10 protein-coding genes are annotated in these 14,919 nt (G+C 33.5%); 1 reads left to right on the forward strand and 9 read right to left on the reverse strand.

What is annotated here, in order from left to right; translation table 11 throughout:
• Positions 1-128: 128 nt before the first annotated feature.
• The 7 genes from tadA to glnS all read right to left on the reverse strand — a co-directional run bounded on the left by tadA (position 129) and on the right by glnS (position 10,767).
• Entirely contained in the window at positions 129-728 is a 600-nt protein-coding gene (tadA, locus tag CKF54_RS00195) for a tRNA adenosine(34) deaminase TadA (protein ID WP_222987450.1), read from the reverse strand.
• Positions 729-734: 6 nt separating this feature from the next.
• Positions 735-2,063 carry a pseudouridine synthase gene (locus CKF54_RS00200; protein ID WP_119524177.1) on the reverse strand — a complete coding sequence of 443 codons (1,329 nt, stop codon included), beginning with the start codon at positions 2,061-2,063 and terminating at the stop codon, positions 735-737.
• A 131-nt stretch (positions 2,064-2,194) separates the two neighbouring features.
• On the reverse strand, positions 2,195-3,199 hold the full coding sequence (locus tag CKF54_RS00205; protein WP_119524178.1) for a glycosyltransferase family 8 protein: 1,005 nt from the start codon (positions 3,197-3,199) through the stop codon (positions 2,195-2,197).
• A 22-nt stretch (positions 3,200-3,221) separates the two neighbouring features.
• Positions 3,222-4,052 (reverse strand): alpha/beta fold hydrolase, encoded by an 831-nt coding sequence (locus tag CKF54_RS00210; protein ID WP_119524179.1) that lies wholly within the window; start codon positions 4,050-4,052, stop codon positions 3,222-3,224.
• A gap of 82 nt (positions 4,053-4,134) precedes the next feature.
• Positions 4,135-5,121 (reverse strand): hypothetical protein, encoded by a 987-nt coding sequence (locus CKF54_RS00215; protein WP_222987451.1) that lies wholly within the window; start codon positions 5,119-5,121, stop codon positions 4,135-4,137.
• 164 nt (positions 5,122-5,285) lie between these two features.
• The gene (locus CKF54_RS00220) at positions 5,286-9,047 is read right to left on the reverse strand and encodes a hypothetical protein (RefSeq protein ID WP_119524181.1); all 3,762 of its coding nucleotides are present in this window, start codon (positions 9,045-9,047) and stop codon (positions 5,286-5,288) included.
• A gap of 85 nt (positions 9,048-9,132) precedes the next feature.
• Positions 9,133-10,767 (reverse strand): glutamine--tRNA ligase, encoded by a 1,635-nt coding sequence (glnS, locus tag CKF54_RS00225; RefSeq protein ID WP_119524182.1) that lies wholly within the window; start codon positions 10,765-10,767, stop codon positions 9,133-9,135.
• A gap of 233 nt (positions 10,768-11,000) precedes the next feature.
• Here glnS and topA point away from each other — a divergent pair, with 233 nt between their 5' ends.
• A complete protein-coding gene (topA, locus tag CKF54_RS00230) occupies positions 11,001-13,643 on the forward strand; it encodes a type I DNA topoisomerase (RefSeq protein ID WP_119524183.1) in 2,643 nt (880 codons plus the stop codon).
• 50 nt (positions 13,644-13,693) lie between these two features.
• Here topA and CKF54_RS00235 read toward each other — a convergent pair whose 3' ends face one another.
• Both CKF54_RS00235 and CKF54_RS00240 read right to left on the reverse strand, forming a co-directional pair.
• Positions 13,694-14,110 carry an ExbD/TolR family protein gene (locus CKF54_RS00235; protein WP_119524184.1) on the reverse strand — a complete coding sequence of 139 codons (417 nt, stop codon included), beginning with the start codon at positions 14,108-14,110 and terminating at the stop codon, positions 13,694-13,696.
• A gap of 9 nt (positions 14,111-14,119) precedes the next feature.
• Positions 14,120-14,911: a MotA/TolQ/ExbB proton channel family protein gene (locus tag CKF54_RS00240; RefSeq protein ID WP_119524185.1), complete on the reverse strand. Its 792-nt coding sequence runs from the start codon at positions 14,909-14,911 to the stop codon at positions 14,120-14,122.
• Positions 14,912-14,919: the final 8 nt, after the last annotated feature.

The following is a 14,919-nucleotide window of genomic DNA, read 5'->3' on the forward strand; positions in this document are numbered from 1 at the left end:
ATTATACGGAATTACGGATAAAACTATACAAAACGGGGGGTATTTTCTTATGTGAGAGAAATAACTTCTACGACAATTTACTAAGAAAGCAATTAGCCTATAGTTATTTTTGCACTAGACACCTTACTTTAACTTTCCTCATACATCTGAGTAGCTACTTTAAGCAATCTTTTTTGCTCTTTTTTAAGCTCTCGTTTGCGACGAAAATATTTTAGTAATTCTTCGCTGACTTTTGCTCCGCGTACTCCAGAAGTAACCTCAGGGATATGATTCATTGTAAAGTCCGAGTACAGGTTAAATCTACCACCTATAGCACCCGTTTTAAAATCTTGTGCTCCAAAAACTATGCGTGCACAACGAGCATGTAAAATTGCTCCTGCACACATTGGACAAGGCTCAAGAGTAGTATAAATAGTCGAACCAACCAGACGATAATTTTCTACCCTTCTCCCCGCTTCCCTAATAGCTAACACTTCAGCGTGTGCTGTTGCGTCTTGTAAAATTATTGAATTGTTTAAACCTATGCCTACAATTCTATCATCTAGCACTACCATAGCTGCTATAGGGATTTCTCCATAATTTTCTGCTATTTTTGTTAACTCTAAGCATAGTTCCATAAAGAATAGATCTTTATCTTCTTGGCTAGTGGTGTCGACAAAAATAGGTTTTAAATTATAAAAGGGCTCTAATTCTCGAGCTATTGCTTCTGGATAGATAGATAGTGCCATATTTCTCTAGTTATAGAATTTCTCTACAAAGTCATTGTCATTTTTGTTCGAAAATTTCTTTTTATTCTTTTGTGAAATTTTCTCAGCTAACTGTTTACGTTTTTCGTGTTGCTCTTTGTTCTTTTCATCTTGTACTCGAGCTTGTTTGCCACGATACTTACTATCTTTGAAAATAGCACGTTTAATTGTACGTAAATGCTTAGCTTTCTGACGTTTAGCTTCAGATTTAGTTTGTCCTGCAAAATCAGATGGTCTAAATCCTTCAGTTTCAGGTGCTAGACCTACTAAACCTCTTAACATATTAATTTCGTCTAGGTCTGCTTCTAAGTATCCAGATTGCGGAATACTTAATTGACGATTTAAACGGATTCCTGCGTACTCAACACGAATTAAACGAGAAACAATCACGGCTTGACTTTCCCAAATACGACGTACTTCGTGCTTACGCCCTTCACTTAAAGAAACTTCAAACCAAGCATTTGCTTTTTTACGTTGATTATTATTTCCTTCATCAGCTTCTAAACCTGAAATAGGACGAACTTCATCAAATTTAGCAATGCCATCTTCTAATTCAATACCGTCAGTGATTTTTTTGATCATCTGATCAGTTACTTCACCATAAACACGACATAAGTATTTACGTTCAATGTTATAAGATGGGTGCATTAAACGATGTGCTAATTCACCATCATTGGTAAATAATAATAAGCCTGAAGTATTAGCATCTAGACGACCAACTTGTACCCAACGACCAACTGATAAACGTGGTAAACGATCAAATACAGTTTTACGACCTTCTGGATCTTTACGTGAAGAAATTTCACCTTCAGCTTTATGATAGATCAGTACTTGACAAGGCTCTCTTAAAGACGCGCGGTGTTTAATAATTTCTCCATCAACACGTACTTTAATTGAAGAGTCATTTAAGTCAATTTGTTGACCAACTAAAGCTCTTTCGCCATTAACAGAAACTCGCCCTTCTCTAATAAGTTGTTCAGCTTTGCGATTTGAACAAATACCTGTACGAGCTATTACTTTATGTAATCTTTCAGGTCTTACCCCTTTAGATTGTTGTTTAATAGTTTTTAACTTAATTTTACCCGTACTTGAGATATCTGCTACTTCAGCTTTTGCTTTACTTAAGCCTTCAAGGTAAGCTTCACCAACTTGCTCTGCTTCGTAAATTTCTGCTGAACGCGCTAAGATTGAACGACGATGTAAGTTCTTACGAGCTTGTTCTTTTTTTTGTTGTTTTTCTTTTGCTTTTTTAGCGTCTAAAGATTTTTTTTCTTTAGTTGCTTTAATTAATTTTAAAACTTTTTCTGTTATTGACATGATATTTTTCCAATAAAACGGATCTAGTTGTATCTCTACAAATAAACACCTGATTCTAAACTATTTATTATTAAGGAGAAATTAATTTTACTAATTATAGCACAATAAAGTTTAATTTCTCCATAGCTAAACTATCTAATGTAATTACCTTGATCGTTTAATTTAAGTAAGTGTAAATAATTGTAAGACTTAATTAAAGAATTAACATCAAAAACATTACGATTAAGTAAAATCTCGCTAATGCTTTCGTTGTAGAGCTCCATAAATAAACGTCTAAATGGTAATTTAGCATTGGAATTTAACGGTTTATTAATTCCTGTAAAGCTAATAACAACTGGTAAATTATAAGATGGTTTAGGATCTAAATCAGCGTATTTTACAACCTCAATTTCTAGTTTATTTAAAGCGATTAGCTCTTCATTAATATAATCTACCTGATAATTAAATTTGTCAGGTAAAGGTTGCCAATCTAGTCTATGAGTTAAATTTAGATATAGATTTACATGAGGTAAAGCTTTAACAAAATCACTAGTTAAATACTGCAGGTAGTGCTTGCTAATTTGTTGCTCACGAAGTCTCTTTAAATTTAACAACATTACTTGCGAACTAAACACCTCAATTTCTTCAGGATATTTAGCTAAACCACGTTTATACAAATATTTAAAACTATTTAAATAACTATCTTTTAGCTCAAATCTTAAAGATCTTTCTAATAAGTGATCATGACACGCATAAATACTTACATCATCTGCCATTGGATAGTTAAGTAACTCATGTAGATCTTGTAGAACAATAGTTTCAGTATCTAAAAATAGTACTTGATCTTCATTAGGGAGAAGATCTGCAATCAGCAACTTACCATACATGGATTTGTAGAATAAATTACTCGCAAAAGTTAAATTATCCAATACTTCTTTTTGTTCAGCACTTAAAGAACGCACTTTAATTTGGCAATTTTTTAAATGCTTTTGACATTGCTTAACATAATGTAAAAGTAGATCTGACGGATAATCGTAATTTATTAGGTAGATAGTTGTTTCTTCTCTACCATTGGTCGCTAAGAAAATACTTTTGAGAAGAACTTCAAGGTATTGACTTAAACGATGATCAGCAAAAATAACAATACTTCTGGTCATAAAACCTACTTGTGCTAATAATTTAATTTATTTCTAGATTACTATCAACTGGTAGAAGACCATTATCCTCAAAAAACACTTCCATATATTTAAATACTGTACGAGGTTGCTCAGCATGTAACCAGTGAGTAGCACCTTCAACACAGTAGAGTTTTGAACGTGGGAATTGACGAGGAATTGCTAATTGACGCTCTTGGTCAACATATGGAGAATCTCCACCGTAAATAAAAGCACTCGGTCCAGCATAAACACTCTCTTGCCAGATTCCAATGTGATCGTATTCTCTTTCTAAAATAAGCGCATTGAATAAGAACTTATGAGGCTCTTCATTTGTAAAACTTTTTAATAAAAAGTTAATTACTCCAGGATTATCTAGATTTGCTTTTAGGATATCACGACACTCTTCTCTTTCTGTACAATTATTAGCAATTACTTGGTTGATTGCATAGAAAATATCATCGTGTCCACGCTTACCATAAATTACTGGCGCCATATCCAAAACTACTAAACCGCGGCAATAATCAGGATAGTCAAAAGAAATTCGCATAGAAACTTTACCACCCATAGAATGCCCTACAGGAATAATCTCCTTAATGCCATAGTGACTTACTACTTTTAGGACATCAGCAGCCATTTCACTGTATTCCATCTGGTTGCGGTAAAAACTATGACCATGATTTACCAGATCAACACGTAAAATATTAAAACGATCTGCAAAGTGACGACCAATCATGCCTAAATTTTGTAAATCCCCCATTAAACCGTGAATTAACACCAAAGTTGGGCGATCTTTTAAATTTTCATTAAAAGTATATTCGTGATTTAATAAATCTGGATTACGAATTATTGTCATTATCCTCTTTCCTTAAATTACTAATCGCTTTTAGCAGGTTAATTACAAAGTAATTAACCCTCTAAACAACGATTAACAAACGTTACTTATTTAAAATAAACAACTGCATATAGTCAGTTGCTCTTACCGCTTCAGTTGCGACAAAACTATATTTCGAATTTTCTTTTTGCTCAAGAAGATTATTTACACTAATCATTCCTACATGTTCCCTAAATGCTTGGGCATATCTTTCCCTTGGGTATAGTTTTTCTTTAGCAAGATGGTGATTTAAAATTTCATAGAAATTATAGATTTTAGTTACAACTGGTACAGGAATACGTGGTAAAGCAACCTGAATTTTACTATAGGTATTTTTATTTTGCCAAAGATTGAAAAAATCTTCTTCATAATCTTCGACTTCAAGTGACAAATTATAGTCTTCGGTAAAAGTGCGCTCGGTAGTCCCAGAGTACAATCTTTGTTCCCAATCCTTTTCTATTTGCTCATCAGTAAAGTTATAAACAACTAAAGAGCTACCACTTTGTCCTTTACCTATAGCTAACTCAGAAGCAAAAGCATTTGCTTTATGAACCTCATCCAAACCACCTAAAAGTGAAGTTTGTAAAACTTGATTAAACTCTTCTATCTTATCTTCTAGATAATGAAGTTTGTCGCTATAAGTAACTAAGTTATAGCGTAAGACGTTTTTATCTTCTGCTTCTTGATCCAAGCCTAAATTGGCAGGCATTAATTCATAAGACTGTACGGGAAAAAGTTCAGTATAAAGAAAATCATTTTGCAATGAATAAGTATATTGCCCTGCAATGATAGCTTTATACTTAGCTAAATCTTCTTTACTTGTTTCTTTTAAAATTTCTAAAAGATTTTTTGCCGTAAACGCAGTACTTGGAGTAGTTACAAGACAAGCAAGTTTATTAAGGTCTGTTGCAAAACCTGTAGAACTATATTCTTTAGTTCTCAAAGCAAGATTACCTGAAGTTGCAGCTTTAAGATCAGTTACCTCAGCTATTTTTTGTAAATCCTGATCAGTAAATTTCGTTAAGTAATCATGGATTACATCATTTAGCATACTATGAGGCTTTTGAATATAATTCTTTGATTTTTTATCACTGTGTTTTTTGAAGGTAGCTACCTTCATCATAGAACCTCCAAGAAAAAACTAGCTTCTTTAAGTAAGAGAAATTAGAATTCAGCTTTAAATCTGAATTCTAATTTCCTCGTTTCCTAGACTTTTTAATCCTCGTCGTTATCATAAAAGTAAGGATCACTGTCGTAGAAAATAAAATCATCTTCGCCGTCCTCACTACTTAGAAGAAGATCTGGTCCTATTAACCTTGCAAGATCTGCCATTTGCTCTGGATCTATGACAAAATCACTTAGACCACTTTCATCTCTAGTATGTGTAAGGCTTTGAAAGAGTTCTTCATTAGTTTGCGTACTAGCCTTTTCTATATCAAGTAATTTAATTTTGCTATATAGAGGAGCAATTGCTTTCTGCTCATTTAACGAACTAAAATTATCAGGCTCTAATTTTACTTTATCAGCTAATAAAACTAAATTGCGCAGGTTAAATTGCTCTTTTTCATAATAATGGCTAATTAAACCTTTACTTGCTAAATGTGATTTCAGAGCATGTCTTCCCATGCGAGTTAAATCATAGCGTTCAAAAAGTAAGTTATCGTCGCTCTTAGTATCGAGAATCATCTCTTCAATTGAAGCTGGGATAACTGCAATTTGTTTAATTGAGCCAATTACTTGGTAACTTGCAAAGAAATCAGCTAGATCTTTAAAACCTATGAGATATTGATTTTCACTGTACTCAACATCCGCTAGTTTACTACTAACTGCGGGATCGAATAGATCCCAAGTGATTTCACAATCACCAACCAGTCTGTCGTTATGATGAACTGGTGAAGCAAGCTCATACTGCCCTGTTGCATGATTTTTACGTAAGCAATAACCAAGTCCAGCAATAGGTTTAACAATACTTGAGTTTAAATCTTGCGTAAAACTATAACTCATAGGCTCAACGTACCAATTTAAATCCAAGCCATAGCTAAATTTACTTGGGATAACTTCAGCTGAATTATCTCCATACTTAACTAGAGTTTCATATAAACCAGGAACAAAACTAAATAAATTTAGTACCTTATCCTGATGTTCTGGAGTTAACTCTAAAAATTGTAAACCAAACTTACCAGCTAAAATTTCATTATAGCCAACAACTTGAGAGTATTTATTTTCTAAATCTACTGCTGTATAACTATCTTCATCATAAGCGTGATTTAAATCGAACGTACTATGTGCTAAATAGTTGATTGCCACTTGTTCAGTATTACTTAATCTAACTTCTTCTTGCGCTTCCTGTAAGTAAATAATACTAAATCTATCGCTAAAGTTATCTTTAACTAAATAATAGTTATTTGCTTCAACTTTACGAGGACTTGCGTTAAAGAATTCAACTCGCATTTGTAGATGATGAAGCTTGTCAAAGTTTACACTTAAACGATCTTCACTATTTACTAACCAACGCTCTAAAGCATGACCTTTTGCATTGAGTGCAATATTTAATGAACCAAGCTTTTCTTTAGAGTTTAAATGATTTTTACTAAAATCTAGTAACTCTTCATTAAATTTATAGCTTAATGCGCGAGGTAATCTAGTAAAGTTTTGACGCACTAAAATAGCACGTTTAACAATTTTACGTAAACTCTCGTAGAACTTATCGTAAGGTAAGCCTGTAGCCTGGGCTAAGCTCGTTGGTAAAAAGTTACCAGCTTGACTAGCTAAAAATCTGCTACTAAGAATTGCATTTTCTCTTAATTTAAAATTAAAGTACTCTGGACTTTGTGCTTGATAGATTTCATTACTATTTTGCTTTAGTTTTACTTTTAAAGTATCAAGACTTTTAGGTCTTGAAGCTAAAGCACGATTGAAAAATATCTCACTTACCCCTTTATTCGGCAGCCCCTCTAACTCTAAATCTGACTCAATCTTAAATAAAGTATCATTTTTATTAGCTAGACCTACGAGCATATCTGACACAGTTAAAGTATAGAAATTATTTTTACGATCTTTTGCAAAAAAGTTTTCTACTTTCGGCTTGATATTACCAATTTCTTTAAAGAATTTAGTTGTCTCAAAACCATAGGTTTTAAAGATATCTGCATTACGCTTATGAGTATATTCACGGAAGCCTGCTGCTTGAGATGTATATAGAGATAAGAGTTCTTCTGGCGAAATATTATTTAGTTCTAATGGGTTTTTATTAAACCAATTAATTGCACCAAAAGGATTGAAACCTAAACGTTTATATACGTATAAATTAGTATAAGCTTGTGAATGCTCTTTAGCAGTATCTTCTATATCAATCTCTTTTAATGAAGGATAATCAAAGCCTGAAGCACGATAATTATAATCGTATAAGTTACTAATTAATCCAGCACGATTATTTTTATAAACAAAAGCAAAATCTGTTGACAGTTGGTAATGACTTGCACTGTAATTACTTGGTTGTCTAGCTAAATCTTTAATTTCTCGTTGAACAATTGCTGAATTTTGTAACGTAAAAATATCTGTTAGATATTTCCCCTCTTCAAAAGAATAACCAAAATCAAAATTTAAGTTAGCTTTCAAGAAAATGTTAAAACGCGAAACATCTATTCCAGGCATTTGAATAAAAGTTGATAACAATGTTGAGTTATCACCTGGATTAGGCACTCCAATTTGATAAGCTAGTTCACGTCCAAATAATAAATCACCAATATTTTGCTGATTATAATTAGTTATATAATTATAAGCTTCATTATAATTAGCATCGAGCACAGCATAAACATTTGCTAGAAAATAGTTATACTGCAGTTTTAACATAGTTAAACTTTTTGCAGTCATGCTACGCACAGAAGCTTCAGTTAACCAAAGGTTAAACACCTCTAATAGTGGTGCAATTTGGTTCCAGTCACTTAGTGGATAGGTTGGATGCCAAGCAAAAGATGAACTTAAAGTGCTAATCCCTAGCTGGAATAATGTTGGCTGATCATATCGAACGATGAAATCATTTTCTTGTTCAACTACTAAATTATTATAGAGATCTTTTACCTCTTTAATAGCATTAGCATTGACATTTGCTATCTCATCTGTTTGTAAAAGATTACTAAATAAGAAAGCAGACTTATCTAATGGATGCTGTACTACCCCATGATCATGGAGATATCTTTTAATAAGACCTTTTTTATGAAAGTTAGTATAAAAGTAAGAGAATGGAGTTTTAAAGCCTGATGAGAAATTATCATTTAATAAAACATCACGATAGTTAGTTTGTACTAAAGCTAAATCTTTTAAACTAGAAATCACTTGAGCACGATAAGATTCTTTTACTTTACTAAGTAACTCTTCATGTACAGCAAAAGCTGTTAAATTATCTTTGGCAATTAACTTACCAGCCAAAGGAAGCTTATTGTAAAGAGCAAATTCATCTTCTGGAACATAACCATGAATTTTTTCTTCTAAAGCTCTAACCTCTTCTTGCAAGTTAGCAATATTTTTAAAAAGTGCAGGTAATACTGTGTTTTGAACTAATAACTCATTCTTGTGAGTTTCTAATTGTTCAGTAATTAGTTTACTACTTAGGGCAAAGTGTTTTTCTAAGAACTTTAACAGTTCTGGATGAGGAGAATGTGCAGTAGGAGCTAAATAGTTCGCATGTAAGCGTACATAAGCTTCAGTGATAACTTCGCTATCATTTATATCCTTAACCTGAATACCATCTTCATCAGTCTCAACCTTTAGTTCTTCAATATTCTTATCAAAAATATTTGACTTACTTGAAAGGTAAGACATGTGATTAGTACGAAACAACTGTGGGGTAATTCTGTACGACCCCTGCGGTTGAGTTACTAAAGGATTGGTATTTCCTTTCTCTACCTCTTCTTTAACGTTGTCAATTAAACGTTTTAGGTCTTTTCTTACAAAAGTTTCGTAATCTTTACGAACCATACTTCCTCTAAAATAAAGTAAAGTAAAATTAAAATAAAAGGGATGGTTGTACCATCCCCTTTACTTTTATCACTTCGGAGATCTCTTAAATTCTAGCTTTAAGCTCTACTGTTAAGTTGAATACTGCTTTATCAGCTGTTGAGTCTTCATCTTTACAGTAATAACCATTACGTTCAAATTGATAAGAATCTCCAACTTTAGCTTGTTCTAAAGAAGGCTCAATAAAGCCATTAAATGTAACTAAGCTATTTGGATTTAAAATTTCATGAATATCAAAAGATCCAGGAGTTTTGCTTGTAAATAAGTGATCATAGTGACGGAATTCAGCAGGTTTTGCAGTTTTTGCATTTACCCAGTGAATAACACCTTTCACCTTACGACCTTCTGGTTTTTTACCTAAAGTATCTTTATCGTAAGTAGCGTATACCGTTGTTACATTACCAGAAGCATCAGTTTCATATTCCTCTGCCTTGATTACATATGAACCACGTAAACGTACTTCACCTTTATGTAATAGGCGTTTAAAACCTTTGTCTTCTGTTGTAATTGCAAAATCTTCACGCTCAATGTAAAGCTCTGGTCCAAATTCAACTACACGATTACCAAAACTCTCATTTTGTGGGTGATTTGAAATTGTTAAATCCTCTGTACCTTCATAGTTAGTGATAACTACTTTAATAGGATTTAATACAGCCATAGCGCGAGGAGCTTTTTCATTTAGATCATCACGAATACAAGCTTCTAATGCTTGATACTCTACTAAGTTATCTTGTTTTGATACCCCGATACGACGGCAGAACTCACGTAATGCAGCTGGTGTATAACCTCTACGTCTTAAACCTGCTACTGTTGGCATACGAGGGTCGTCCCAACCATTTACTAAGCCTTCATCAACTAATTGCGTTAACTTACGTTTTGAAGTTAGAACATACTCTAAATTTAAACGTGCAAATTCATATTGATGAGGAGTTGCGTCGATAGTAATATTCTCTAATACCCAATCGTAAAGACGACGGTTATCTTGGAATTCTAAAGTACAAATTGAGTGAGTAATCCCCTCAATCGCATCAGAAATACAGTGAGTAAAATCGTACATTGGGTAAATGCACCATTTATCACCTGTTTGGTGGTGACTTGCGAATTTAATACGGTATAGCACAGGGTCACGCATTACCATAAATGGAGAAGCCATATCAATTTTGGCACGTAGACTTGCTTTACCTTCTGCAAATTCACCATTGCGCATTTTTTCAAATAAAGCTAAATTTTCTTCTACCGAGCGATCACGATATGGTGAGTTTTTACCTGGAGAAGTTAAATCACCACGGTACTCTCTAATTTCTTCTGGACTTAACTCGTCTACGTAAGCTAATCCTTTTTTGATTAACTCAATTGCATAACCGTATAGTGCGTCAAAGTAATCAGATGCGTAACGTACTTCACCATCCCACTCAAAACCTAACCAACGTACATCTTTTTCAATTGACTGTACAAAGTCTACTTTTTCTTTTACTGGGTTAGTATCATCAAAACGTAAATTACATTTACCATTAAAGTCTTCTTTAATACCAAAGTTTAAACAGATTGATTTTACATGCCCAATGTGTAAATAACCATTTGGTTCAGGAGGAAAACGCGTGTAAGTTGTTTGATACTTACCTGAAGATAAATCTTCTTCTATAATGTTATAGATAAAATTTGAAGGGCGTTCAACCGACATAAATTCTTTACCTTTTTCAAGCCAGCGTTATAAAATATTTTACGTTGCTCATTATATCATTTTAATCGAGCTAGTACTCTAGTTTATCATAAACTCCCTCATTCTCTTGCTCCAAACTACTAAAAAGTTTAACTTCTTCATTTTAGTGTGCTATATTTAGAGTTGAAAAAATTATTTTTAATTCCTAAAATGTTGCAAATTTTCAAGATCTCTAACTAACAACAGAGGCTTACATGGCAAAATCTTTAGTGATTGTTGAGTCCCCAAATAAAACCGCTACAATCAAAAAGTATCTATCAGAGGACTATATAGTTCTATCCTCAGTAGGACATATTAGAGACCTTCCTACTAACTCTTCTTTTGCGCCTCCTGCAAAAAAAGGCGTTAAGCAAACTCAAGATCAGAAACTACAAAACGCTGTTTTAAAAATGGGTATTAACCCAACTACTTGGGAAGGTGATTTCCAAATTATGGCAGACAAGCTTAAAGTTGTAAAAGAACTTAAGCATGTTGCAAAAAATTGTGATGTTATCTACCTAGCAACCGATTTGGATCGCGAGGGAGAAGCTATTGCATGGCACCTACAAGAAGTTCTTGGACCAGGTAAAACTTATAAACGCGTAATCTTTAATGAAATTACTAAGTCAGCAATTCAAAAAGCATTTGCTAATCCTATTGAACTTAATATGGATCGTGTACATGCGCAACAAACTAGACGTTACTTAGATAGAATTGTTGGTTTCTTAATTTCTCCACTTTTATTTAAAAAAGCTGGTCGTGGGTTATCTGCTGGACGTGTACAATCAGTAGCAACACGCTTAACGGTAGAAAGAGAGCGTGAAATTCGTGCATTTGTGCCTACTGAATACTGGCAAGTTGAAGCCAAGTCAGGTGATTTCCTGTTCAACTTACACTCAATTAATAACACACGCTTAACTACACCTTTAGATAAAAATCCTTACTTTATTGGCAATGAAGAATTAATAAAAGAACATATTGCTAATATAAAATCAGGTAAAGGAATTATTAAATCTATTGAAGTAAAAGATACGGTAACTGCACCAAAAGCACCTTTTACTACCTCTACTTTACAACAACGAGCTTCAACTGTATTAGGTTACGATGTGCGTACAACTATGAGTATTGCCCAGTTCCTATATGAATCTGGTTATATTACTTATATGCGTACTGACTCGGTAAACATTTCACAAGACGCTCGTAATATGGCAAAAGATTATATCTTAGCTAATTATGGTGACGATTATTGGGATGGAGAACGTAGTTACACTTCAGGAAATGATAATTCGCAAGAAGCCCATGAAGCTATTCGTCCAACTAATTTAAACGCGATTTTACCGGCGAACTCAAGAGGCTACAAACTTTATAATTTAATTAAGCAACAGTTCCTTTCTTCATTAATGTCTAATGCTGTTTTCCAAAGCACAACCATCAACTTAGAAGTTGATAACAAAGAGAACTACTTACTTAAATTCTCTGAAAGTTTATTAAAATTTGCTGGTTTCCAAAAAGTATTTGGACGTGAACCAGATAAATTAGTTGATATAACAAGTGGCTTCACTCAAGGGCAAGAGTTATCTTTAACTCAAATAGAAGGCTTACAAAACTTTACAAGCCCTCCAAACCGCTACTCCGAAGCATCACTGGTTAAAGAGCTTGAAAAACGTTCAATTGGTAGACCATCTACCTATGCTAGCATTATTTCAACTATCCAAGAAAGAGGCTATGTAACTCTTGAAAACAAGCGCTTTATGGTGCAAAAAATTGCTGAAATTGTTACAGATAGCTTAGAAGTTAGCTTCCCTGAAATCATGGATTATGACTTCACTGCCCAAATGGAAAAATCTTTAGACGAAATCGCTAAAGGTGATAAGTTATGGACTGAAGAACTTGATGATTTCTGGAAAGAATTTAAACTAAAACTTATTAAGGCAGAATTACCTCCTGAAGAGGGGGGTATGCCTAATAAAGAAGTAGTTGAAACTAATTTTGAATGTCCTTCATGTCATAAGCATAAAATGGCAATTCAGTTCTCTAAGAGCGGAACTTTCTTATCTTGTTTAGGTTATGAAGCTAAAGGTGAAGATAAGTGTAAACATTCTTTAACCTTAGTTAAAGTTGAAGACATGTTAGGCGATGAATATGTGGCTGATAAAGAACTACAACATTGTCCAAAATGTAATTCAAAATTAGAAGAGTACTTTATTGACGCTAAACATAAAATGCAAATTTGCTCTAATGTACCTTATTGTAATTTTACTGAAGTTGAAGAAGGTAACTTTATGAAAGGTTCAAGTTTAGCTAAAGTTCCTTGTGATAAATGTGAAACAATTATGACCTTGCATATGGGACCATTTGGTCGTTATCTACGCTGTGATAATTGTGGTAACACGCGTCGTATTCTAGCTAGTGGTGAAGTAGCTCCTCCACGTAAAGAAGCAATCGAGTTCCCAGAGTTAAAATGTGAAAACGGTACTTCTTTCTTTGTACTAAGAGAATCAGCTAAAGGTATTTTCTTAGGAGCAAACAACTTCCCTCGTTGTCGTGAAACAAAACTAATTACGGTAAAAATTCTTAATCAATTCCGTGATCGCTTACCTGAACATCTGCTATATCTTGCAGATGCTCCAGAAGAAGATCAAGAGGGTAATGATACTGTTGTCCGTTACTCTACTAAGGACAAAATTCAATTCTTAGGTTCAATTGATAAAGAAAGCAACAAGTACACTAAGTTCCGTATGGAATACCTTGATGGTGCTTGGGTAATAGTTGAAAACGCAACAACGGCTAAAAAAGCAACAGCTAAGAAAACTACAAAAAAGGCTAAAACAACTAAGAAAAAAGTTGTTGAATCTTAAATAAAAAAAATAGTCCGCTTATTTGAGCGGACTATTTTTAATTTAAAAACTTAATTTAATTTCTCTGGTTCTGAAACAAAACCAATTTTACTTATACCTGCAGACTTAACTAAATCTAGTAAGCTAATAACATATTTATAGCTTACTTCTTGATCTGCACGGATTGTAACTACAAGATCTGGATTAGTTTGAAACTCTTTGGTTAGGAGTTCTGTCAGATTTTCTTTAGTATAAACTTGATCTTTATAAAAATATTCTCCCTCTTTATTAACTACTAAAGCAACCATTTGAGGAGCTTCTATCATCTTTTGTTGTGATGATTTAGGTAAGCTAATATTTACAGAAGAGGTAAATACTGGCATAGCCAACATAAAAACAATTAGCAGAACAAGCATAACATCAACTAACGGTGTTATGTTGATTTCTGACATTTCTTCGTCTTGGGAATTAAAACTTCCAAAAGCCATTATTCCCCCTTACTTTTTATGTTTAGTAATAAAAGAGTTATATAGGTCATGGGCAAAACCGTCTAACTTACGATTAAAGAGACGATTTCTACGTACAAAGATGTTGTAACACATAACCGCAGGGATAGCAACAAATAAACCAAAAGCTGTGGCAATTAGCACTTCACCAATTGGTCCTGCAATAGTTGCTATGTTTGCGTTACCAGTAGCTGTAATTGAAATTAAAGCACGGTAAATACCCCACACAGTACCAAATAAACCAATAAATGGTGCTGTAGCTCCAATTGTTGCTAAGGCTGATAAACCACCATCTAAAGAGTTTGAAGATCTTTCTAAACTATGACGAATATTACGTTGTAAGTACTCTGCATAGTCTAAAGAATTTGACATAACTCCTTCAGCGCGGGCAAACTCTTCTTTTGACTCAACGGCACTAGCTACTAAAGTTTTTATAAATGAATTACCCTCCATAGCCTGATATGCAGCTTCATATGTAGGGTAGTTTTTAGAATATAGAATCTTTAAGTGCTTTTTACTTTTTGTGCTTACTAAATAAGATTTTATTGCACGGTAAATAATTACTGTCCAGCTATATACACTCATAATTACAAGAATTAAGAAGGTAAACTTTAATACGGCGTCACCTTCATTTAATAATAAGTGCATTACTCCTAAATCCGTAGTAGCTGGAGTCGTGCTTGCTAGTTGCGTAACCTCTTCGCTAATTACTTGTTGTCCTTCATTGGTAGTTGCATTCGTTTCAACTAGGTTAGCTACAGCTGATAAAAAAATGTTAAACATAATTTAAA

Origin of the sequence: Psittacicella hinzii (genome assembly GCF_003585885.1) — a bacterium.
Classification (GTDB): domain Bacteria; phylum Pseudomonadota; class Gammaproteobacteria; order Enterobacterales; family Psittacicellaceae; genus Psittacicella.